Origin of the sequence: Acinetobacter sp. YWS30-1 (assembly GCF_033558715.1) — a bacterium.
In the GTDB taxonomy this organism is placed as follows: domain Bacteria; phylum Pseudomonadota; class Gammaproteobacteria; order Pseudomonadales; family Moraxellaceae; genus Acinetobacter.
This window is the reverse complement of record NZ_CP114606.1, coordinates 1,222,298-1,243,731: the sequence shown is the minus strand read 5'-3', so window position 1 is coordinate 1,243,731 and position 21,434 is coordinate 1,222,298. Positions and strand designations below refer to the sequence as shown.

Sequence of the window (21,434 nt, the reverse complement as noted above, 5' to 3'; positions counted from 1 at the left end):
AGCTTTTATGCTAAGGTTAAGCGCAAACTTTATTGGGAAGATCAATTCAAATGTGGATTGCGATTTCAGCACTGAATCTTGCGCTTGCAGTCATGCTCGGCGCATTTGGTGCCCATGGTTTAAAGACTCGAGCGACTGAAGCACAGTTGACCTGGTGGCAAACGGCCACAGATTATTTCTTCTACCATGCTCTTGGGTTACTCCTTTTGGCAGTGATCAGCCGAGTGATTCCTGAATTGCCAATCAAATGGAGTTTTCTCCTGATTCAGGCGGGAATTTTCCTGTTCTGTGGCTCACTCTATGTCATGGCAATGGGTCTGCCGCGCGGTTTAGGTGCAATTACGCCAATTGGTGGTGCCTTAATGATTGCTGGCTGGTTAATTCTGGCCTGGAATGCCGTAAAATACCTCAAATAGGTCTGATGCTTTAATCAATAATCATGGAGGGTTGCCAAGATGCTGGTATATATCAATGGCGAACAACAAGAAACTCAATGCAAGAACCTGCTGGAGCTGGTTCAAAGTCTGGCGCTTGAGGGTAAGCGCTTTGCAGTTGAGGTCAATGAAATGATTATTTCTAAAAGCAGATTGGGTGAAACGCCCATTTGTGAAGCGGACAAAATAGAAATTATTCACGCAGTCGGTGGCGGCTAATAACACTTGGAACAATTATGCAAGATTTATTACAGATCGGTTCACGCCAATTCCAGTCTCGTCTTTTAGTAGGCACAGGCAAATATAAAGATTTAAATGAAACAGATCAGGCCATTCAGGCCAGCGGTGCAGAAATTGTAACGGTTGCTATTCGCCGGGTGAATATTGGTCAGCATCCAGACCAACCTAATCTGCTTTCAGTGGTTCCACCAGAAAAATACACCATTTTGCCAAATACAGCAGGCTGTTTTGATGCCAATAGCGCAGTACGTACCTGTATGCTGGCACGTGAACTCTTGGATGGTCATAACCTGGTGAAACTAGAAGTTCTGGGTGATGAAAAGACTCTTTATCCAAATATTACTGAAACCTTGAAAGCAGCGCGCACCCTGATTGATGACGGTTTTGAAATCATGGTCTATACCTCAGATGATCCGATCGTGGCACAAGAACTGGAAAGTATGGGCTGCGTAGCAATCATGCCTTTGGGTAGCCTGATCGGTTCTGGTCTGGGGATTCTGAATCCACATACCATTTCAATCATTAAAGAAAATGCCAAAGTGCCTGTGCTGGTCGATGCGGGTGTCGGTACTGCCAGTGATGCAGCGATTGCCATGGAACTGGGCTGTGACGGCGTACTGATGAATACAGCCATTGCAGCAGCACAAAATCCGGTCTTAATGGCCTCTGCGATGCGTAAAGCGGTTGAAGCAGGTCGTGAAGCATTCCTAGCCGGTCGTATGCCACGCAAACGCATGGCCAATGCCAGCTCACCTGAAACCGGTTATTTCTTTAAATAATAATCGAGGCTAGAGGCCCAAAAAATTATTTAAATCATATCAATCTGTTCAGGAGTTTCCAGCAAACTCCTGAACTTTTAAATTTAGATACCCAATTTAAATTTGAAGATTGAATATTAAAAGTTCACCATAAATATCTATCCAATATTCAAAGAGATGACTCAACCTATTTTGCTAAACTTATCACTCAGCTTTGACCATCAATAAAATTATAAATAAAAGGAATTTAAACCGATGCTTCATCAGATCAAACTGCCTTTCCTATTTAGCACCCTGCTGTGTATAGCATTTACACAAAGTGCATGTGCAACACCTCAGACAGGCAGTTCTCTAAAATCAAGCTATCAGTCATTTGTTCCGAAAAATTGGAAAATTTTGGAAACAGCGCAAGGCGATTTAAATCAGGACGGTCAAGCAGATCTAACGCTGATTATTGAAGATACTAATCCCGAAAACTTTGTTGCAAATGCAGGTGTAGGCAATCATGTTCTGAATAGCAACAAACGAAAACTTTTGATTTTATTCAAGCAAGAAAATAGTTATCAGCTTGTAGCTAGTAATACTACTTTGCCAACCGAAGGTGATGTAGAGTCGCCTTGCCTCGCTGATCCACTTGGTGAATCCGAAGCCTTAAGCATTCAAAAAGGTGTACTTCGGGTTCATTTACATTACTGGCTAAGCTGTGGTTCATGGTATGTAACCAATCATACTTATACCTTTCGATACCAGGATAATGCTTTTAAATTGATTGGCTATGATGTAGATGATTTTCACCGTGCCTCGGGTGAGAGTACAGCACGAAGCATTAACTTTTTAACAGGCAAGGTAAAAACTACAACAGATGAAAATGAATTTTCAGAACAGACGCAACCTGCCAAAGTTCAATGGTCCACCTTAAAACACCGCTACGCATTAAAATTTGAACAGGTTCAATTTAATCAGCCACAAGAGTTCGAATAAAATTAAATATCACAAACTCTTTCAAACTGAGACTTACAGCTTAAAGCGCTTCTAAAATTCGAATCTTTACGCTCTCAACCGCACCTTTAGTGGCCTTAGCATGCTGCTGCATATTTACACTATGCATGTGGGTTTCCAGATGCTGAATACTTTCCCATTTTTCAAACATCATGATTGAAAAAGGCACTTTAGTCTGTAATCGGCTCTCAACCGCTGGATGATCAATATAGATATCATAAAGATGACAGCCCGGCTCTTGTAATACCTGTGCGCGGATGTTGTTAAATGAATCCAGCACTATTTTCATATCTTGTTCCGAATGACAGATGATTTCAGCAATAACGGTTAGCATGGTCATATCTCCTGATTAAGCAAAAATTTGAGTTAAATGTTCACGGTACTGTGCGATATACGCTTCAACTTCAGGGGCTTTAATTACATCATTCACAATAAATGTTGGTAAAGCTTGCATCCCCAAGAATTGGTTGGCTTTATGAAAAGGTAGGTAAACGCCATCTACGCCTACGCCATGAAAAAATTGCTCGGTATCCGTAAACGCATCCATAGGTGCATTCCAGGTAAGAGATAACATATAATTTTTATCGTGAATCAGGCCACCTGAGCCATATTTTTTTGAAGCATCTGAACGTGAGCGACCATCATTTGCATACAGGCTGCCATGCCCTTCGGTAAAAACATCATCAATATACTTTTTCACTGGCCACGGCGCACCCATCCACCAGCCTGGCATTTGGTAAATGACCGTATCTGCCCAGAGGTATTTTTCCACTTCTGCTTTTGCATCATATTCACTATCAGCACGAGTCACCTGAACCTGATGCCCGAGCTTTGTTAATACTTCTTGTGCCAGTTCGGCCAAAGTATCATTTAACTGACCATTCGAATGGGCAAAAGCTTTAGCACCATTAATTAATAAAATATTTTTCATAGGAAGAACCTGAAACCAAAAATTTATGCAGGCACTATATAGACTCTGCTTATTGCTAAAAAGTAGTAAATCTGCAAATCATTATTGACTAAATATCAATAATCACTTTGAAAGCAATAAAAAAAAGCGCCCTATGGCGCTTTTTCAAAATTTTGAGATTAAGGAATCAAACCTTCATCACGCATTGCAATCTGTACAGACTGACGTTCTGCAACCTTATTGCGGATATGAATAATATTTTTATATGAACTCAGATCATGTTCAATCTGGTTCGACCAGTTGGTCAGAACAAACAGGTAAGCATCTGCCGGACCGAAATTATCATCGACCAGATAATCATTGTCCGATTCACCAATGGCCTTATCGATATAACTCAATAAACGGTCAATTTCTGCATAGGCTTTTTCTTTGGCTTCATCTGATAATTTTCCAGTGAAGAATACAGCATAAGCATCATGCAGTTCTGAGTTGAGATAACCTAACCACTCCAACACTTTGGCACGTCCCATGCCAGAAGGTGGAATCAGATCTTGTTTTGGATCGTGTTGAGCAAGAAACGGTAAAATTGCAACATTTTCTGTAAGAATTAAACCCGGATTAATTTCTAATGCTGGTACATAACCCTTTGGGTTAATTTCGTAATAATCTGCACCTTTTTCTGTTTTATGGGTTTTTAAGTCAACACGTTCCAAATCAAAATCGACATTAATTTCATTTAAAATAATATGAGCTGCCAAAGAGCACGCGCCTGGCGAATAGTAAAGCTTCATTTCTGATCCTTGTTATACACTTCTCAATGTTTTAAATCGCTTCTGACAAACTTTCAAGTGATCAAACCTGTAAATTGCAAAAAAGCGTAACTGTCATTCAGCACAGTTACATATCCAATATTGAGGAATTTACAGGCTTTTGCAAGTCAATCTTGTGTAGATTTTTATCTGTATCTGTTTAAGATACGCAGGTTCTCAAAATTTAGATGATATTTCGTGATTAACCTGAAAAAAGAAGAATGGTTTTCCAATATCCGGACTGATGTACTGGCAGGTCTGGTGGTTGGACTGGCCCTGATTCCTGAATCTATTGCCTTTTCTGCGATTGCAGGTGTCGATCCGCAAGTCGGCTTATATGCCTCTTTCTGTATTGCCGTGTCCATTGCCTTTTTCGGTGGTCGTCCTGCTATGATTTCTGCGGCGACTGGTGCAATGGCACTATTGATGATTACGCTGGTCAAGGATCATGGATTGCAATATCTGCTTGCAGCTACGATTTTGACTGGAATCATTCAGGTGATTGCTGGCTTTTTTAAAGTTGCCAAACTGATGCGTTTTGTGTCGCAGGCTGTGGTGTATGGTTTCTTGAATGCCCTCGCGATCCTGATTTTTGTGGCACAAATCCCGGAAATTAACCGGATGGACAGTACGGGTTATCTATTCATTGCAGTAGGTTTGGTAATCATCTATCTGTTTCCTTATATCCCGAAAATCGGTAAAGCGATTCCATCGCCTCTGATCTGTATCGTCGTGCTAATTGCACTTGCGTTATTGCTTGGTGCGGATATACGCACCGTGAGCGATCTGGGACAGTTTCCAGATACCTTACCCGTCTTTCTTCTTCCAGAAATTCCACTGAATCTGGAAACTTTGCAGATTATCCTGCCTTATTCCTTTACTTTAGCCACTGTAGGTCTGCTTGAAAGTATGATGACGACTACAGTGATTGATGAAGTGACTGGAACTGAAGGTGATCGACATCAGGAATGTCGTGGTCAGGGTATGGCCAATATTGTCAGCGGTTTTATGGGCGGAATGGCCGGTTGTGCCATGATTGGCCAGTCGATTATCAATGTCTCTTCAGGTGCACGTACCCGTTTATCCACTTTGGTGGCTGGGGTGTTTTTACTGTGTCTGGTGGTCTTCCTGAAAGACTGGCTGGCTTATATTCCTATGGCTGCGCTGGTTGCCATTATGATTATGGTGTCATTTACTACTTTCCAGTGGGGTGCAATAAAACAATTTGGCAAGCATCCGCTAGAATTTAATACCGTGATGATTGCGGTGATTATTGTTGTGCTTGCTACTCATAACCTGGCGCTCGGTGTATTTGTCGGTGTATTGCTCTCTGCCTTGTTTTTTATTAATAAACTGGAAAGAACTGTACATGTCTCGACTTATTTGCATAAGCCTAATTCACGTAGCTATGTGATTTCTGGACAGATCTTTTTCAGTAGTACAGAAAAGTTCTACCAGTTTTTTGATTTTAAAGAAAAACTGGATCATGTTGAGCTGGATCTGACGTATGCACATATCTGGGATGTGACTTCAGTAAATATGCTCAATAACGTCATCCAGAAGTTTAAAGCCCAAGGCATAGACGTGACTGTAATCGGTTTAAATGAAGCCAGTAGCACTTTGATCGACCGTTTTAGTACCTAATCAAGCTTGATCTATAAAAGAGCCAACTGGCTCTTTTATTTTGTCTGAGATCTCTGGCTCGATTTTTATGGAGAAATACCGAGAAAAGTTTGACTTGCACCGCTCAGGACTTAAAATACCGCATTCTGAATTTTTAGATTTGCCAAAATTATGTCGAACGATCAATTAGACCAGCAAGTCGTGGAGCTGGACAATTTAAGCGAGCACCGTGAAATTGTAACGTTTATGCGCCGCTCAGCGCCATTAAATACCTCTCAACGTACTGCGCTTGAACAATATGGTCACTTAATTTTGGAATATCCGGTAGGTGATTTGCGTCAGCATTTTGAACACCCTGAACGTCCGCTGACTGTCGAAATCGGTTTTGGTATGGGCCGCTCTCTGGTTCTCATGGCGAAAGCGAATCCAGAGCGTAACTTTGTCGGAATCGAAGTGCATGTACCGGGTATTGCGCAGTGCGTGTATGAAGCAGGTATGGCTGGCGTGACGAACTTACGTGTACTGGATGCTGATGCGATTCAGGTACTTCGTGAAATGCCAGACAATAGCATCAACACCGTTCAGCTGTATTTCCCTGATCCATGGCAGAAAAAACGTCACTTTAAACGCCGTTTTGTATCTCATGACCGCATGCCATTGGTTGAGCAAAAGCTGGAACTTGGCGGTACTTTCCATGCTGCAACAGACTGGGAACCGTATGCTGAGTGGATGCTGGAAGTTCTGGAAGAACGTCCACGTTTAGAAAACCTGGCAGGTAAAGGCAACAGCTACCCTCGCCCTGAATGGCGCCCACAAACCAAGTTTGAACGTCGCGGGATCGAAGCTGGCCACAAGATTAATGACTTTATCTTTAAGAAAATTTCTTAATATCTATAAGTCTAAAAAGCGCTGATTATTCAGCGCTTTTTTATTAGCTCTTATGGCGTTCTAAAATCTGCTGACTGAATAATTTATATACATCTGCCAAGTCTTGTCGTTCAGATTGCTCTAGCATCTGCTGATGCATATTCAGAATATTCTGATCACCACGCATCGCAGGTCCAGTCTGCCCCTGACGAGGATCATTTTTCGTCGCTTTATTGGCTGTTTCCAGAATCAATGGATAAAGCAGGCTAAAGTCTACCTGCTGTGCATCCACAATCTGCTTGGCCATGTCATAACAGTAGTTGCTAAAATTGCAGGCAAATACTGCAGCCAGATGCAAGCTCAAACGTTGGTCCGAACTATATTGATAAACTCGTTTGCTTAGGCTATTTGCTAAATGAGTTAAGATTTCTTGATCTTCTGGCTCAGACGCTTCAATAAATAAAGGCGTATTTTCCCAGTCAATTTCACGTTCCAGACTAAAGGTTTGCAATGGATAAAAGACGCCAGACTTTGCATGTACATCTGCTAGAACATTCAGGTGAGAACTGCCTGAAGTATGGACAATCAGCACATCTTGCAAGTAAAAATAGACTTGTCTGATGACCTCAGCAATTGATTGATCACTCACGGCAATGATCATCAAGTCTATATCCTGATTCAGATTTTCAGGTTGAGCGATGGCTTGCGCTTTAAATTGATCAGCCAGTTGCTGTGCTTTATCCAGAGTCCGGCTGTAGATCTGTACAATTTCATGTTGTGCTGACAATACACGGGCAAGATGATAAGCCACACGCCCTGCCCCAATAATACTAATCCGCATTCATCAATATTCCTGAACCATTGCGCACAGCATGCCAATAAAAAAAGGATGAATCAATTCATCCTTTTGCTTTTAAATCAGTTTTAGAATTTTCGTAAGGTCAGAATCTGTTCACTGCGACCGAAAGGCCCGTGAATATCATGCAGCACACCGCTGGTGAGACCAATCCCATCTTCACCATACTGTTGCACCACTTCCAGCCCCAGCCATTCACCTTGCGGCAGACGGTGCATATGAATCTGCAAATCCAGATTCGGGAATCCCCAGCCCGCATTTGGATCCTGACGTGGCACAATGCCATTCGCGGTATCGACCATACCGAGTAAACGACTAAAATCTGTAGTCGGTTGTCCTTCTACCATATCCAATGAATTTCTAAGCCAGACAATACCTTTACCTGCACGATGGTCGGTATGTGCACGGGTTTCAATACTTTGAATATAACCACCCGGCCAGCAACTCATACCCTCCCAAACCGGTAAAGAATCAGGGCTTTCTATCGGAAAATCTTCGATACCTGCAATGGCCCGGCTATCTGAAGTCAACATCCTCCAGGCACGTGCAACAATACAGGTTTTTCCATTGGCACACATTTCTGCCTCAATCAATTCAATAGTTTTGCCAGGACGGATCATGCGTGTAGTAATAGAAAATTCACCAAATGCAATCAGCCCAAAAATATCCAGTCCAACCCGGCCAATGCGCATTTCTGATCTAGGCTGAAACTGTTCCAGTTCAACACATAGAATACCGGTTGCCGGTGCCATATGCTGTTCATGAGGATTCCACGCACCTTGAGCATGAATATTGGAACGATAATAGGCAGTAGTACTGCCATCTGTATGCTGCTCGCGCTGGATCAAACTATAATATGCTGACATTCTTCTTAAACTTCCTTGATTATTCTCTTAAACTTTAAAATTCATATAAAGTTTCATGATCTTTATTTTCTGAGTAAAAAACCATAATAATTCATGATTTGACTATAAATTTTGTGCTGTTTAAATCCGACTTTTGTTAAAAGTTCATTTGAATCTTCCGCTGAAATCAGAAAAAAGTCCTGCTGCAATCTGGCCAGCATATTTTCGCTTTGCTGCACACTAAGTCCGGTTTGCTGTGCCATTTTTTGCATCACCTTTAATTCATTCTCACCTTCTGGCTGCATCAGATCATAGGTCAATGCGATCCCGCCAGCTTTAAGGCTCTGATAGATAGCCTGAAAAAAATCAGATTTCTGAGGTTCAGGAATAAAATGGGCGACTAAAATAGCGAGTGCAGCATCGAAAGTATCCTGCTGATCCAGTTCCTGAGTGGTGCACTGTATAAACTGAACTCGTTGTTCAGCTCCAATAGAAGCCAGATGCTTCCTTGCCTGTTCAAGCATCGCAGCGGAAGGATCAATCGCAGTAAATGTCCAGTTGGGATGCTGCTGCAATAAATAAGATAGCTCATAACCAGTACCGCAACCCACGATCAGGATATGTGCATTTTCTGGAAGCTCAGTACTGAGTATTGCTTCAATCTGTTGATGCACCAGTTCATAGCCAGGAATCAGTTTACGGATATGATCATCATAACTGGCGACCACCACTTCACTGTGAAAGTTTTTTGCCATCTGTTTACTCTGATTTATATAGAAATAGATTTTTATCTATTTAAAGAAATTGCTAAATACATGACCTCAATTTGCAAGATGGATTCTTCTTCCATTGTGCAGGTGCTTCGTTACTTTGACTGGGCAAAGTAACCAAACCCCTCTGTTTCATTGATATGGCATCCTTGCCATACAATGAAACGGCGGCATCCATGCCGCCAGGTCATCTGATCAAATACTATTTAAACTTAGCTTTAATTAATTTAAGCAATCTCTTTTAAATTTAATTCTTCACGCATAAATTCACGCAACTTGAACTTCTGTGCCTTACCTGAAGCTGTCATCGGGAATTCATGGAAGAAACGCACATAACGTGGCACTTTATTGTGAGAAATATGCTCAGCACAATACTGACGGATGGCTTCTTCAGTACATGGGTCATTTTCATGTAAGATGATGCAAGCACAAAGCTCTTCACCATATTTATGGTCTGGCACACCAATCACCTGCACATCCGAAACCGCTGGATGGGTATAAAGGAAATCTTCAATTTCTTTCGGGAACAGGTTTTCACCGCCACGAATGACCACATCCTTGATACGACCTTTGATTTTGACAAAGCCTTCATCATCCATTTCGGCAATATCACCAGTATGCATCCAGCGCGCAGCATCAATGACTTCCTGCGTCTTGTCCTGGTCCTCCCAATAACCGAGCATCACGGAATAACCACGCACACAGAGTTCACCCAGTTGACCGCGCGGCACCACCTTGCCATTTTCATCGACAATTTTCACTTCCAGATGCGGATGGACACGGCCAACTGTACTGACACGACGTTCAACACTGTCTTCAGTAGAACTCTGGGCACTTACCGGAGCAGTTTCAGTCATGCCATAACAGATGGTAATTTCGGACATATGCATCCGCTCAATCACGCGCTGCATAATTTCCTGCGGACAAGGGCTACCCGCCATAATGCCGGTACGCAGACTGGATAGATCAAATTCGTCAAACTGCTCATGTTCCAGTACGGCAATAAACATGGTCGGTACGCCATAAGCTGCCGTACATTTTTCCTGCTGAATGGCTTTTAAGGTTTCCAGCGGATTAAATACGGCAGATGGATAAATCATGGCTGAACCATGGGTAATACAGGCCAGATTGCCCATTACCATGCCAAAGCAGTGGAATAGTGGAACAGAAATACAGACACGGTCTTCTGGACTTAAGTGAATCGCTTCACCGACGAAGTAACCATTATTTAAAATATTGTTATGGGTCAGCATCGTACCCTTAGGATTCCCTGTGGTGCCCGACGTAAACTGGATATTGATAGTTTCATCGAACTGCAAATCAGTGGAGATCTGTTGCAGCTGTTCCAGCTCTTGAGCACTTGGTGTAGGCATTAAATCCTGAAAACGATGAATGCCAGTATGCTGCTGCTCATCAATTTTAATGACATGCTTTAAATGTGGGAGACGTTCTGCATTTAGTAATTTATTTTCAGCCTGTTTTAATTCAGGCGCAATTTTGGTCAGGATTTCCTGATAGTCCGTGGTTTTAAACTGCGATGCAATGACCAGTCCCTTACAGGACACTTTATTCAAGACATATTCCAGCTCATTGCTTTTATAGGCCGGATTCAGGTTAACCAGAATAATGCCTGCCTTGAAAGCTGCGAACTGGGTAATAGTCCATTCCACACAGTTCGGCGACCAGATCGCCAGACGGTCACCTTTTTGCATACCCAATTTCAGCAGCTGACAGGCAAAGGCATTGACCTGATCCTGTAGCTGCCGATAACTCAGGCGTATGTTCTGATGCATACTGACAACTGCATCGCGATCTGCATATTGTTCGCAAGCCTGATCAAATTTTTCACCAATCGTCATACCCAATAAAGGCTGGCTGCTGGTTCCATAGGCATAGCTTAACCGTACTTGTGTCATTGAATCGATCTCCTTGATTCTTTGTAATTCTGATTTTCAACTTTACTAATTGTTTTATGACCACGACGACCTTGTCTATGTGCCTGTTTTTGTGCGTCTATGCTGCTGAATTTCCCTCCTGTCGATGTACTGCGTTAACACAAAAATCGGCAATCTGTTTGACAAAGTGATCCTTGTAGTTCTGATCAAACATTACATTACGGGACGGATTTAAAGGTTCAATCACGACAAAGGTCATGGCACCGACCACACCCAAAGCTGCCGTATTTAAATCTTCAAACTCGAACTCTCCATTCACCTTTCCTTCGGCCAGGATTTCCTTAATGCTTTGTTTAAGCAGCTGTTTACTGCGAAAACGCTCATGTTCCATTTCCGGATCAACCGGTTCAAACATAAGTGAATACGCCAACTGGGGGCTATTCATGGCACGTTTCACAAAAGTTGTAACAGATTTTTGCAATTTCAGTTTTGGCGATAAATCCGACCCGGCAATGGAAACAAGAATTCCAACTTCATGCTGAATCGCTGCCGACAAAACCTCAATCAAAATCTGGCTTTTGTTTTCAAAATATCGATAGACCAGCCCTGTAGAAACGCCTGCGCGTTCTGCAATCGCCTGAATCGACGCCTCTTTAAAGCCCCCTTGAGTAATCAGTTCACGAGCAGACTGTAAAATCGACAAACGATTTTGTTCCATTCGTTCCTGCATCAGTGATGATCTTTTATAACTCATAATCTTATTCTCAACCAGATAAAATGAATTGTAAATCATTTTGTGAATATAGGTTCACTTTTTTAATTTTTCGTTGTATGTTAAAAAAACAAGCACAACAAAAATGCTTTTGGACACAACAAATATAATCTCAGGATGGATGAAGAATGAATTTACAAAGCTTAGATTTCGGTTTGGATGAAACTCTTATTGCGCTTCGTGATTCAGTGGCCGCATTTTGCGCCAAGGAAATTGCCCCAATTGCCCAGCAGGTTGACCGTGACAATGAATTCCCGGCTCACCTCTGGAAAAAATTTGGTGATATGGGTCTACTTGGTTTAACGGTCAGTGAGGAATATGGCGGTACCAATCTGGGGTATCTGGCCCATATTATTGCCATGCAGGAAATTTCCCGTGCTTCAGCATCCATTGGTTTGTCCTATGGCGCCCATTCTAACCTATGTGTAAACCAAATTAAGCGAAATGGTAATGAAGAACAAAAACAGCGTTATCTGCCAAAACTGATTTCTGGCGAATATGTCGGTGCATTAGCAATGTCTGAGCCGAATGCCGGATCAGATGTGGTTAGCATGAAACTGAAAGCTGAAGACAAAGGCGATCATTATCTACTCAACGGTTCCAAGATGTGGATCACTAATGGTGGTGATGCCGATGTACTTGTCGTCTATGCCAAAACCGATTTACAAGCTGGCGCCAAAGGCATGACCGCCTTCCTGGTTGAGAAAAATATGCCAGGTTTTAGTCACGGCACTCATTTAGACAAACTGGGTATGCGTGGTTCCAATACTTATCCCCTGTTTTTTGACAATGTCGAAGTTCCGAAAGAAAACGTGCTTGGCGGTGTCGGCAATGGGACTAAAGTGCTGATGAGTGGTCTGGACTACGAACGTGCGGTTCTCAGTGCTGGTCCACTGGGCATTATGGATGCCTGCATGGATACCGTGATTCCTTATATTCATGACCGTAAACAGTTTGGTCAGGCACTCGGTGAATTCCAGTTGATGCAAGGCAAAATTGCTGACATGTACTCTACCTGGCTGGCATGTAAGGCACTGGTGTATGCCGTTGGTGCTGAATGTGACAAGGCCGATCATAGCCGTAGCCTGCGTAAAGATGCTGCCAGTGCCATTTTATATGCCGCTGAAAAAGCCACCTGGATGGCAGGCGAAACTATTCAGACTTTAGGTGGTAACGGTTATATCAATGAATTTGCTGCAGGCCGTTTATGGCGCGATGCCAAACTCTATGAAATTGGTGCCGGAACTTCCGAAATCCGCCGCATGCTCATTGGCCGTGAGCTCTTCAACGAAACAGCCTAAACCTGAACACTTAGAATAAAACAAGGATGTTTGTCATGAATCAGTTACAGAGCAAAATCAATATACGTAGTGAAGAGTTTAAGACCAACCAGGCTGCCATGCTGCAACTGGTCGATGATCTTAAACAGAAAGTAGAAAAAATTGCCTTGGGTGGCGGAGAAACTGCCCGCCAGAAACATCTGGATCGCGGCAAATTACTGCCGCGTGAACGGATTAATCATTTAATTGATCCAGGCACGGCTTTTCTGGAAATCGGTCAACTGGCTGCCTATCAGGTTTATCAGGATGATGTTCCTGCAGCAGGTGTAGTCGCTGGTGTGGGCCAGGTGAATGGTGTGACCTGCATGATTGTGGCCAATGATGCCACAGTCAAAGGCGGTACTTATTATCCCCTTACAGTGAAAAAGCATTTACGTGCCCAGGAAATTGCTGAGCAGAATCATTTGCCATGTATTTATCTGGTCGATTCTGGCGGTGCTTATTTGCCTTTACAGGATGAAGTATTCCCGGATCGTGATCACTTCGGCCGTATCTTTTACAATCAGGCACGTATGTCGAGTATAGGTATTGCACAGATTGCAGTGGTGATGGGTAGTTGTACTGCAGGTGGTGCTTATGTGCCAGCGATGTCAGATGAAACCATTATTGTGCGTAATCAGGGTACTATTTTCCTCGGTGGCCCTCCTCTGGTGAAAGCAGCTACTGGTGAAGTGGTTTCTAGTGAAGATCTCGGTGGCGGTGATGTACATACTCGTTTATCTGGGGTTGCCGATCATCTGGCAGAAAATGATGAACACGCAATTGCCATTGCCCGCAACATTGTGGCGAACCTGAACAAAAAGCCAAATAAAACTGCAGATGAAATCGAAGCACCGCGTTTTGACAGCTCAGAGCTGTATGGCATTGTGCCGAGTGATGCGCGCAAGCCTTTTGATATCCGCGAAGTGATTGCGCGTATTGTCGACGGTTCACGCTTTGACGAATTCAAGGCACGCTTTGGGACTACCCTGGTCACTGGCTTTGCCAAGCTCTATGGAATGCCAGTTGGAATTATTGCCAACAATGGAATTTTATTCTCTGAGTCTGCACAAAAAGGCGCGCATTTTATTGAACTATGTACCCAGCGCAATATTCCGCTGATCTTCCTGCAAAACATCACCGGCTTTATGGTGGGTCGTCAGTATGAGAATGAAGGTATTGCCAAAAATGGTGCCAAGCTGGTGATGGCCGTCGCGACAGCCAATGTGCCTAAACTGACTCTGGTGATTGGCGGTTCTTTTGGTGCCGGTAACTATGGCATGTGTGGCCGTGCTTACTCGCCACGCTTTATGTGGACCTGGCCAAACTCGCGTATTTCAGTGATGGGCGGTGAACAGGCCTCTAGCGTATTGTCGACTTTGAAACGCGATCAGATTGAGCAAAAAGGTGGAACCTGGTCAGCTGAAGAAGAAGACCAGTTTAAACAGCCAATTCGTGACCAATATGAACGCCAAGGCCATCCTTATTATGCTTCTGCGCGTTTATGGGATGACGGTGTCATTGATCCAGCGCAATCGCGTGAAGTCCTGGCCCTAAGTCTGGCTGCAGCGATGAATGCACCAATCCAGCCAACCAAATTCGGCGTGTTCCGCATGTAAGAGGTGACAAAAATGGACTATCAATTTTTACAGCTCGAACAGCAGAATCAGGTGGCAACGGTCTGGATTAACCGGGCTCAACTGCATAATGCGTTTAATACCCAGGTCATTGAAGAGCTACATGCCTGTTTCCAGTCTTTAAATCAGCGTGATGACGTACGCGTGGTGATTCTGGCAGGCCGAGGCAAAAGCTTCTCTGCGGGTGCAGATCTGAACTGGATGAAACAGGCCGGTCAGGCCTCACAGGCAGACAATGAAGCCGATGCTCTCAAACTGGCAAAAATGTTGCAAAGTCTGGCGACATTAAAACAACCGACGATTGCCCGTGTCCATGGAATTGCTTTTGGCGGCGGTATGGGACTGGCATCCGCTTGTGATATCTGTATCGCCAGCACTGATGCCAAGTTTGCAACGTCTGAAGTACGTTTAGGATTAGCCCCTTCGACCATTAGTCCGTATGTGATTCGTGCGATTGGCGCCCGTCAGGCGTCACGTTATTTCCTGACTGCTGAGCGAATCTCAGCTGAACAGGCGAAAACCATTGGTCTGGCACATGAAGTGACTGCACCAGAACAGCTCGACAGCAAAATTGATGAGATTGTGGAAGCGCTCTTACTCGGTGGACCAGCAGCGCAAAACGCCTCAAAACAGCTGATTCAACTGGTCGATCAACAGGTCCTGACTGAAGATCTGCTGTTTAAAACCGCACAGCATATTGCCCATGTTCGCCAGGGAGATGAGGCGAAAAATGGACTGAATGCATTTTTAAACAAACAAAGCCCGGCCTGGATTAAGACCACGGCATAACAACAAGAAGGATCGTAGGATGTTTGAAAAGATTTTAATTGCCAATCGTGGTGAAATTGCCTGCCGTGTGATTCGTACAGCGAAAAAGTTAGGGATTGCCACCGTTGCCGTATATTCCGATGCCGATGCACAGGCACAGCATGTCAAACTGGCAGATGAAGCCATCCATATTGGTGAATCGCCTGCTGCACAAAGTTATTTACAGATTGAACGTATTATTCAGGCAGCAAAAACTACCGGTGCTCAGGCCATTCATCCAGGTTATGGTTTCCTGTCTGAAAATGACCAGTTTGCCCTGGCCTGTCAGGATAACAACATTGTCTTTATTGGTCCGCCAGTGGATGCGATCTTAGCAATGGGTCTGAAAGCGACCTCTAAAGCCTTAATGGAAAAAGCTGGTGTACCTTTAACCCCCGGCTATCATGGTACCAATCAGGATGCCGATTTCTTGAAACAACAAGCTGACAGTATTGGCTATCCAGTACTGATCAAGGCTAGTGCTGGCGGTGGCGGTAAAGGCATGCGACTGGTCGAGCGTAGTGAAGATTTCCTGAGTTCACTCGCTTCCTGTAAAAGCGAAGCACGTTCCAGCTTCGGCAATGAAGATGTGCTGATTGAACGCTATGTCGTGCAGCCACGCCATATTGAAGTTCAGGTCTTTGGTGATACACATGGCAATTATGTGCATCTGTTTGAACGTGATTGCTCCGTGCAGCGTCGTCACCAGAAAGTTCTGGAAGAAGCACCTGCACCTAAAATGCCAGAAGACAAACTTGAGGCGATGCGCCAAGCCGCAATTGATGCTGCACGTGCTGTAAATTATGTCGGTGCCGGTACAGTCGAGTTCATCGTTGAGCAAGACGGTACTGCTTACTTCATGGAAATGAACACCCGTCTGCAGGTTGAGCATCCAGTCACTGAAATGATCACCGGTCAGGATCTGGTGGAATGGCAGTTACGTGTAGCGTTCGGTGAACCTTTACCGAAACAGCAGCATGAATTACAGATACACGGTCATGCACTGGAAGCCCGTGTTTATGCCGAAGAACCAGAAAAAGGTTTTATTCCTGCCATCGGTCAGATCAGCTATTTGCACTATCCAGAACAAAATGACAGCGTGCGTGTGGATAGTGGCATTGTCGAAGGTGATGAAATCAGCACCTATTATGATCCGATGATTGCCAAACTGATTGTTTGGGGCAAAAACCGTGAAGCTGCTTTAACCCAGATGCATCATGCCTTGGGTCAGTTTCATGTCGATGGTCTTGGCAATAACATCGCTTTTCTTGATCGCTTAGTATTATGTGATTCATTTAAAAATGCCCATCTCGATACTGGCCTGATTCAATGTGAAGAAGAGTTCCTACTCAAACCATCTGCTGATATCAGTGCAGAATTAGTGGTCACTGCAGCCTTGGTTGAACTGTTATCGCGTCTGGCTCAAAACCCGACTAGCAATAATCCCGTCTGGCAGCAAAAGGCATTTTGGCGTCTGAATCAGCAAAATAGCTACACAATTAAATTACAATGTAATGACGTTTTACGTGTGGTGAGCTTTAAAGCGCTAGAAAATAGTTTCCTGGCAAATTATGAAGGCCAGACACTTACCATCCAGGGTGAGCTGCTTGATCAACACCTACTCCAGTTAAATCTTGCGGGTCAGCAGCAGAAACTGGCATTTAGCCAGACTGAGCATGGCATTACCCTGTTCCAGAATGGTCAAAGCTACAAGTTCAATTATTTGAAAAATGACTTTAATAACCAGGATGAACAAGGGACTGAAAATAACTTGACTGCGCCAATGCCTGGCGTGATTACTCAGGTTCTGGTCGCGGCAAATGACAAAGTGAAAAAAGACGATGTACTGCTGACCTTGGAAGCAATGAAGATCGAATATACCATTCGCGCTCCGCATGATGGCATTATCGCAAACTCATACTTCCAGAAAGGTGATCAGGTTAAAGCCGGTGATGAACTGGTTGAGTTTCAGCCTCTAGCGGAGGAAGTTGCATGACAGATTTCGTTAAAATCGTAGAAGTCGGGCCACGCGATGGCCTGCAAAATGAAAAAACACCTTTAACACTAGATGACCGTAAAAATCTGATTCTGGACCTGATGAAAACAGGTTTGCAGGCGATTGAGGTCGGCTCCTGTGTTTCAGCCAAATGGGTTCCACAGATGGCAGATAGCGATACGCTATTTGCCAGCTTGCCTAAAGATCCGAATATCCAGTTCAGTTTGCTGACGCCAAACATGAAAGGTTTTGAATCAGCGCTGGCTGTGGATTGTAAAGAAGTTGCGGTATTTACCGCAGCTTCTGAAAGCTTTACCCACAAGAATATCAACTGCTCGATTGATGAAAGCTTTGAGAAGTTTGCAGATGTGATGGCCGCTGCCAAAGCTAATGATGTCAAGGTTCGTGGCTATGTCTCCTGCATGGTGGACTGCCCTTATGAAGGTGCAATTGATCCGAAGCAGGTCGTAAAAGTTACGCAGCGCTTACTAGATATGGGCTGCTATGAAGTATCACTGGGTGAAACCATTGGTACGGCAACTCCAGATCGCGTGAAGAACGTCTGGGATGCCTGTCTTTCAGAAATTGATAGTAAAGTGCTGGCTGGCCATTTTCATAATACCTATGGCATGGCCATCGCTAATATTTACCAGTCACTATTACAAGGTATTCGGGTATTTGACTCCTCTATTGCCGGCCTCGGTGGCTGTCCTTATGCCAAAGGTGCTTCCGGCAATGTTTCAACTGAAGACCTGTATTACCTGCTCTCCAAGATGGGCTTTGAAACCGGTATTCAACTGGATACTCTGATGCAGACCAGCCGTAATATCAGTGAGGTTCTACAACGCAATAATCCCTCCAATTATGCCAATGCCTATTGGCAAAAAGCCTGTGCTTAAAAACTTGAAATAGCCGGACACTCTATAAGTCCTCATGGATAGAAATCAGCAGATCTTTAGATAAAAGAGATCTGTAAGAGAAGAATAAATCGAGGTAAAAATGTCAAATAAAGTGTATGACAGTGCAAAAGCCGCTTTAGACGGCATCATCCAGGATGGACATACCCTGGCGGTAGGCGGTTTTGGTCTATGTGGTATCCCAGAAGCCCTGATTGCAGCTTTAAAAGAAACCGGTGCCAAAAATCTGACCTGTATTTCTAATAATGCCGGTGTCGATGGCTTTGGCTTGGGGCTATTGCTGGAAACCAAACAGATTAAAAAGATGATCTCTTCCTATGTGGGCGAGAATAAGGAATTTGAACGCCAATACTTAAGCGGCGAACTCGAAGTTGAACTGACTCCACAAGGCACGTTGGCAGAAAAATTACGTGCCGGTGGTGCAGGTATTCCCGCTTTCTATACCGCGACCGGTGTTGGAACCGTCATTGCTGAAGGTAAAGATGTCCGCGAATTCAATGGCAAGTCTTATATTCTGGAAGAATCCTTAACTGCTGATGTAGCTTTGGTGAAAGCCTATAAGGCCGATAAAGCCGGCAACCTGATTTTCCGTAAAACTGCCCAGAACTTCAATCCGGTCTGTGCCATGGCTGGTAAAGTGACCATTGCTGAAGTTGAAGAAATTGTCGAGATCGGTGCCCTTGATCCAGATGAAATTCATCTTCCCGGCATTTATGTGAACCGGATTGTACTGAATACCCAACCGGAAAAACGCATTGAACAGATGACTTTAAAGGCGGAGGCTTGATCATGGCTTGGACACGTAATCAAATGGCGCAGCGCGCCGCACAGGAACTTGAAGATGGTTTCTATGTGAATCTGGGTATTGGTCTGCCAACCTTAGTCGCAAATTATATTCCAGAGAATATGAATGTCTGGCTTCAGTCTGAGAATGGTCTGCTGGGGATTGGAGAATTTCCAACGGCCGATACTGTGGATGCAGACCTGATCAATGCTGGCAAACAGACGGTAACTGCCCGCAAAGGTGCATCTTTCTTTTCCAGTGCCGACTCCTTTGCCATGATCCGTGGCGGTCATGTCAATATCGCCATTCTGGGGGCTATGGAAGTCTCAGAAAATGGTGATCTAGCCAACTGGATGATTCCAGGCAAGAAAGTCAAAGGCATGGGTGGTGCCATGGATCTGGTCGCAGGTGTGCAAAAAGTTGTGGTGCTGATGGAACACTGCGCCAAAGATGGTACGCCTAAAATTGTCTCACAATGTAGTCTTCCGCTTACTGGTCAGGCCGTAGTGAACCGGATTATTACTGACTTAGGTGTATTGGATGTCACACCTGAAGGTATTCAACTTGTAGAACTGGCACCCGATGTCAGTTTTGATGAAATTCAGAAAGTCACCGGCGTACCTTTACTCCGTAAAGCAGCCTGATTTTTTCCAGCCCTTAAAATGAAAATTTTTAAGGGTTTCTTTTTGGCTGAAGAAAGCCACTTCTTAATAACAAATGCAGAATAAATGGATTTTAATCATGCAAACTCAACAAAATATCTTGCAGCGCTTTGCCATGCGCGTCAGCGACTGGTCTGAAAAATGGTTTCCGGACTCTTATATCTTTGCCCTACTCGGTGTCATCATCGTTGCGATTGCCGCGATTGGCATTGGTGCGCCGGCACAAGACGTCGCGATTTCATTTGGTGACGGATTCTGGAGTCTGATTCCCTTTACCTTACAGATGTGTATGCTGATCGTGGTGGGTTATGTAGTTTCGGTTTCCAAACCGATGCAATTACTGATTCAAAAAATGGCGCGCATTCCTCATTCTGGACGTGGAGCCATCGTTCTCGTCGCCACTGTTAGTCTACTGATTTCCCTGATTAACTGGGCGATGAGTACGGTTCTAACCGCACTTCTGGTGATTGCGCTAGCGCAGCGTAAAGAACTGAATATGGATTACCGTGCGGCTGCCGCAGCAGCGATTATCGGGATGGGCGCAACCTGGGCACTGGGTATCAGCTCTTCAGCAGCGCAATTACAAGCCAACAAATCCAGTCTACCAGAACCACTTTATAATCTGACTGGTGTGATTCCATTTACTGAAACGATTTTCCTGCCGCAATCCATGATCATGACAGCAGTCTTGATTATTGCTTCGATTGCCATTGCCTACTGGTCTGCGCCCAAAGGCAATCATATTAAAACTATTGATCACTTCCCGATCCAGATTGAAGAAGAAAAGACTGAAACCGTGACCCATAAACGGCCGGGTGACTGGCTGGAAAACTCGCCAATCTTAAGTATTCTGATTGTGGTTCTGGGTCTGGTCTGGATGTTTAACGAGTTTTCCAAAAGTAATCCTATTCTGGCAATCTCCAGCTTAAACACCTATAACTTTATCTTTCTGATTTTGGGTGTAGCTTTACATGGTACACCACGTAATTTTCTCAATGCTGTGTCCAAAGCTGTGCCGGCCATTTCAGGGGTGCTGATCCAGTTTCCGCTTTATGGCAGCATCGCCTTTATGATGACCAATGCCCTGAATTCTGCTGACCTGTCCCTATCGCACTATATAGCCGAGTTCTTCGTTTCGATTGCCTCGCAGGAAACCTTTGCAGTGGTGATGGGAATTTATTCAGCGATTCTAGGCTTCTTCATTCCTTCTGGTGGAGGAAAATGGATTATTGAAGCGCCTTATGTGATGCAGGCTGCACATGACCTGAAAGTGCATCTGGGCTGGTCTGTCCAGATTTACAATGCGGCCGAAGCCTTGCCCAATCTGATCAATCCTTTCTTTATGCTCCCTATGCTGGGTATCTTAAAATTAAAAGCCAAAGATGTGATTGGTTTTACAGTGACCCAACTGGTCTTTCATCTTCCATTGGTACTATTCTTGCTCTGGTTCCTAGGAAGAACCCTGACTTATACCCCACCTGTCTTCTCTTAATTCATAACAAATAAAAAAGGACGAATCATTCGTCCTTTTTTT

The 21,434-nt window shown here is 44.1% G+C and carries 22 protein-coding genes; 14 read left to right on the top strand and 8 right to left on the bottom strand.

Annotated features, from left to right (window positions below; genetic code table 11):
* Nucleotides 1-50 precede the first annotated feature (50 nt).
* From O4M77_RS05740 to O4M77_RS05725, 4 genes are all read left to right on the top strand, one after another.
* Nucleotides 51-416, top strand: a complete 366-nt coding sequence (locus tag O4M77_RS05740; protein ID WP_180013185.1) for a DUF423 domain-containing protein — start codon at nt 51-53, stop codon at nt 414-416.
* 39 nt (nt 417-455) lie between these two features.
* Nucleotides 456-653, top strand: coding sequence for a sulfur carrier protein ThiS (gene thiS, locus O4M77_RS05735; protein ID WP_005235073.1), 198 nt, complete (start codon nt 456-458; stop codon nt 651-653).
* Between the two features lie 17 nt (nt 654-670).
* A complete protein-coding gene (locus O4M77_RS05730; protein WP_034702140.1) occupies nt 671-1,453 on the top strand; it encodes a thiazole synthase in 783 nt (260 codons plus the stop codon).
* A gap of 234 nt (nt 1,454-1,687) precedes the next feature.
* Complete coding sequence (locus O4M77_RS05725; protein ID WP_323714000.1) at nt 1,688-2,413, top strand: hypothetical protein; 726 nt, start codon at nt 1,688-1,690, stop codon at nt 2,411-2,413.
* A 40-nt stretch (nt 2,414-2,453) separates the two neighbouring features.
* Here the strand turns inward: O4M77_RS05725 and O4M77_RS05720 are convergent, their stop codons facing one another.
* The 3 genes from O4M77_RS05720 to gstA all read right to left on the bottom strand — a co-directional run bounded on the left by O4M77_RS05720 (nt 2,454) and on the right by gstA (nt 4,132).
* Nucleotides 2,454-2,765, bottom strand: a complete 312-nt coding sequence (locus O4M77_RS05720) for a putative quinol monooxygenase (RefSeq protein ID WP_323713999.1) — start codon at nt 2,763-2,765, stop codon at nt 2,454-2,456.
* Between the two features lie 15 nt (nt 2,766-2,780).
* A complete protein-coding gene (locus O4M77_RS05715) occupies nt 2,781-3,362 on the bottom strand; it encodes an NAD(P)H-dependent oxidoreductase (RefSeq protein ID WP_323713998.1) in 582 nt (193 codons plus the stop codon).
* A 158-nt stretch (nt 3,363-3,520) separates the two neighbouring features.
* A complete protein-coding gene (gene gstA, locus O4M77_RS05710; protein WP_323713997.1) occupies nt 3,521-4,132 on the bottom strand; it encodes a glutathione transferase GstA in 612 nt (203 codons plus the stop codon).
* 216 nt (nt 4,133-4,348) lie between these two features.
* On the opposite strand from gstA, the gene O4M77_RS05705 reads away from it, so the two are divergent.
* On the top strand, nt 4,349-5,794 hold the full coding sequence (locus tag O4M77_RS05705) for a SulP family inorganic anion transporter (RefSeq protein WP_323713996.1): 1,446 nt from the start codon (nt 4,349-4,351) through the stop codon (nt 5,792-5,794).
* A gap of 150 nt (nt 5,795-5,944) precedes the next feature.
* A complete protein-coding gene (gene trmB / locus O4M77_RS05700; protein ID WP_004782474.1) occupies nt 5,945-6,661 on the top strand; it encodes a tRNA (guanosine(46)-N7)-methyltransferase TrmB in 717 nt (238 codons plus the stop codon).
* A gap of 43 nt (nt 6,662-6,704) precedes the next feature.
* Here trmB and O4M77_RS05695 read toward each other — a convergent pair whose 3' ends face one another.
* The 5 genes from O4M77_RS05695 to O4M77_RS05675 form a co-directional block, all read right to left on the bottom strand.
* The gene (locus O4M77_RS05695; protein ID WP_323713995.1) at nt 6,705-7,481 is read right to left on the bottom strand and encodes a F420-dependent NADP oxidoreductase; all 777 of its coding nucleotides are present in this window, start codon (nt 7,479-7,481) and stop codon (nt 6,705-6,707) included.
* An 83-nt stretch (nt 7,482-7,564) separates the two neighbouring features.
* The gene (locus O4M77_RS05690; protein ID WP_262738361.1) at nt 7,565-8,362 is read right to left on the bottom strand and encodes a thioesterase family protein; all 798 of its coding nucleotides are present in this window, start codon (nt 8,360-8,362) and stop codon (nt 7,565-7,567) included.
* Nucleotides 8,363-8,424: 62 nt separating this feature from the next.
* Nucleotides 8,425-9,096: a class I SAM-dependent methyltransferase gene (locus O4M77_RS05685; protein WP_180033999.1), complete on the bottom strand. Its 672-nt coding sequence runs from the start codon at nt 9,094-9,096 to the stop codon at nt 8,425-8,427.
* 242 nt (nt 9,097-9,338) lie between these two features.
* Entirely contained in the window at nt 9,339-11,027 is a 1,689-nt protein-coding gene (locus tag O4M77_RS05680; RefSeq protein WP_004782479.1) for an AMP-binding protein, read from the bottom strand.
* A 97-nt stretch (nt 11,028-11,124) separates the two neighbouring features.
* Nucleotides 11,125-11,760, bottom strand: coding sequence for a TetR/AcrR family transcriptional regulator (locus tag O4M77_RS05675; RefSeq protein ID WP_004782481.1), 636 nt, complete (start codon nt 11,758-11,760; stop codon nt 11,125-11,127).
* 146 nt (nt 11,761-11,906) lie between these two features.
* Between O4M77_RS05675 and O4M77_RS05670 the strand changes: the two genes are divergently transcribed.
* The 8 genes from O4M77_RS05670 (at nt 11,907) to O4M77_RS05635 (ending at nt 21,392) form a co-directional block, all read left to right on the top strand.
* Nucleotides 11,907-13,079 (top strand): isovaleryl-CoA dehydrogenase, encoded by a 1,173-nt coding sequence (locus O4M77_RS05670; RefSeq protein ID WP_004782484.1) that lies wholly within the window; start codon nt 11,907-11,909, stop codon nt 13,077-13,079.
* A 35-nt stretch (nt 13,080-13,114) separates the two neighbouring features.
* On the top strand, nt 13,115-14,716 hold the full coding sequence (locus O4M77_RS05665) for a carboxyl transferase domain-containing protein (RefSeq protein ID WP_323713994.1): 1,602 nt from the start codon (nt 13,115-13,117) through the stop codon (nt 14,714-14,716).
* A gap of 12 nt (nt 14,717-14,728) precedes the next feature.
* The gene (locus O4M77_RS05660) at nt 14,729-15,523 is read left to right on the top strand and encodes an enoyl-CoA hydratase/isomerase family protein (protein ID WP_323713993.1); all 795 of its coding nucleotides are present in this window, start codon (nt 14,729-14,731) and stop codon (nt 15,521-15,523) included.
* A gap of 19 nt (nt 15,524-15,542) precedes the next feature.
* Nucleotides 15,543-17,537, top strand: a complete 1,995-nt coding sequence (locus O4M77_RS05655) for an acetyl/propionyl/methylcrotonyl-CoA carboxylase subunit alpha (RefSeq protein WP_323713992.1) — start codon at nt 15,543-15,545, stop codon at nt 17,535-17,537.
* The gene (locus tag O4M77_RS05650) at nt 17,534-18,436 is read left to right on the top strand and encodes a hydroxymethylglutaryl-CoA lyase (RefSeq protein ID WP_313659199.1); all 903 of its coding nucleotides are present in this window, start codon (nt 17,534-17,536) and stop codon (nt 18,434-18,436) included. Before O4M77_RS05655 ends, O4M77_RS05650 begins: the two co-directional genes overlap by 4 nt.
* 100 nt (nt 18,437-18,536) lie before the next feature.
* Complete coding sequence (locus tag O4M77_RS05645) at nt 18,537-19,241, top strand: CoA transferase subunit A (protein ID WP_323713991.1); 705 nt, start codon at nt 18,537-18,539, stop codon at nt 19,239-19,241.
* A gap of 2 nt (nt 19,242-19,243) precedes the next feature.
* Nucleotides 19,244-19,882 carry a CoA transferase subunit B gene (locus tag O4M77_RS05640; protein ID WP_323713990.1) on the top strand — a complete coding sequence of 213 codons (639 nt, stop codon included), beginning with the start codon at nt 19,244-19,246 and terminating at the stop codon, nt 19,880-19,882.
* Between the two features lie 97 nt (nt 19,883-19,979).
* On the top strand, nt 19,980-21,392 hold the full coding sequence (locus O4M77_RS05635) for a short-chain fatty acid transporter (protein ID WP_004782496.1): 1,413 nt from the start codon (nt 19,980-19,982) through the stop codon (nt 21,390-21,392).
* Nucleotides 21,393-21,434 lie beyond the last annotated feature (42 nt).

Bases quoted from the DNA above. Each gene is read 5' to 3' on its own strand.
- O4M77_RS05740 (WP_180013185.1), top strand. From the start codon at position 51: ATGTGGATTGCGATTTCAGCACTGAATCTTGCGCTTGCAGTCATGCTC.
- thiS (WP_005235073.1), top strand. From the start codon at position 456: ATGCTGGTATATATCAATGGCGAACAACAAGAAACTCAATGCAAGAAC.
- O4M77_RS05730 (WP_034702140.1), top strand. From the start codon at position 671: ATGCAAGATTTATTACAGATCGGTTCACGCCAATTCCAGTCTCGTCTT.
- O4M77_RS05725 (WP_323714000.1), top strand. From the start codon at position 1,688: ATGCTTCATCAGATCAAACTGCCTTTCCTATTTAGCACCCTGCTGTGT.
- O4M77_RS05720 (WP_323713999.1), bottom strand. From the start codon at position 2,765: ATGCTAACCGTTATTGCTGAAATCATCTGTCATTCGGAACAAGATATG.
- O4M77_RS05715 (WP_323713998.1), bottom strand. From the start codon at position 3,362: ATGAAAAATATTTTATTAATTAATGGTGCTAAAGCTTTTGCCCATTCG.
- gstA (WP_323713997.1), bottom strand. From the start codon at position 4,132: ATGAAGCTTTACTATTCGCCAGGCGCGTGCTCTTTGGCAGCTCATATT.
- trmB (WP_004782474.1), top strand. From the start codon at position 5,945: ATGTCGAACGATCAATTAGACCAGCAAGTCGTGGAGCTGGACAATTTA.
- O4M77_RS05695 (WP_323713995.1), bottom strand. From the start codon at position 7,481: ATGCGGATTAGTATTATTGGGGCAGGGCGTGTGGCTTATCATCTTGCC.
- O4M77_RS05690 (WP_262738361.1), bottom strand. From the start codon at position 8,362: ATGTCAGCATATTATAGTTTGATCCAGCGCGAGCAGCATACAGATGGC.
- O4M77_RS05685 (WP_180033999.1), bottom strand. From the start codon at position 9,096: ATGGCAAAAAACTTTCACAGTGAAGTGGTGGTCGCCAGTTATGATGAT.
- O4M77_RS05680 (WP_004782479.1), bottom strand. From the start codon at position 11,027: ATGACACAAGTACGGTTAAGCTATGCCTATGGAACCAGCAGCCAGCCT.
- O4M77_RS05675 (WP_004782481.1), bottom strand. From the start codon at position 11,760: ATGAGTTATAAAAGATCATCACTGATGCAGGAACGAATGGAACAAAAT.
- O4M77_RS05670 (WP_004782484.1), top strand. From the start codon at position 11,907: ATGAATTTACAAAGCTTAGATTTCGGTTTGGATGAAACTCTTATTGCG.
- O4M77_RS05665 (WP_323713994.1), top strand. From the start codon at position 13,115: ATGAATCAGTTACAGAGCAAAATCAATATACGTAGTGAAGAGTTTAAG.
- O4M77_RS05660 (WP_323713993.1), top strand. From the start codon at position 14,729: ATGGACTATCAATTTTTACAGCTCGAACAGCAGAATCAGGTGGCAACG.
- O4M77_RS05655 (WP_323713992.1), top strand. From the start codon at position 15,543: ATGTTTGAAAAGATTTTAATTGCCAATCGTGGTGAAATTGCCTGCCGT.
- O4M77_RS05650 (WP_313659199.1), top strand. From the start codon at position 17,534: ATGACAGATTTCGTTAAAATCGTAGAAGTCGGGCCACGCGATGGCCTG.
- O4M77_RS05645 (WP_323713991.1), top strand. From the start codon at position 18,537: ATGTCAAATAAAGTGTATGACAGTGCAAAAGCCGCTTTAGACGGCATC.
- O4M77_RS05640 (WP_323713990.1), top strand. From the start codon at position 19,244: ATGGCTTGGACACGTAATCAAATGGCGCAGCGCGCCGCACAGGAACTT.
- O4M77_RS05635 (WP_004782496.1), top strand. From the start codon at position 19,980: ATGCAAACTCAACAAAATATCTTGCAGCGCTTTGCCATGCGCGTCAGC.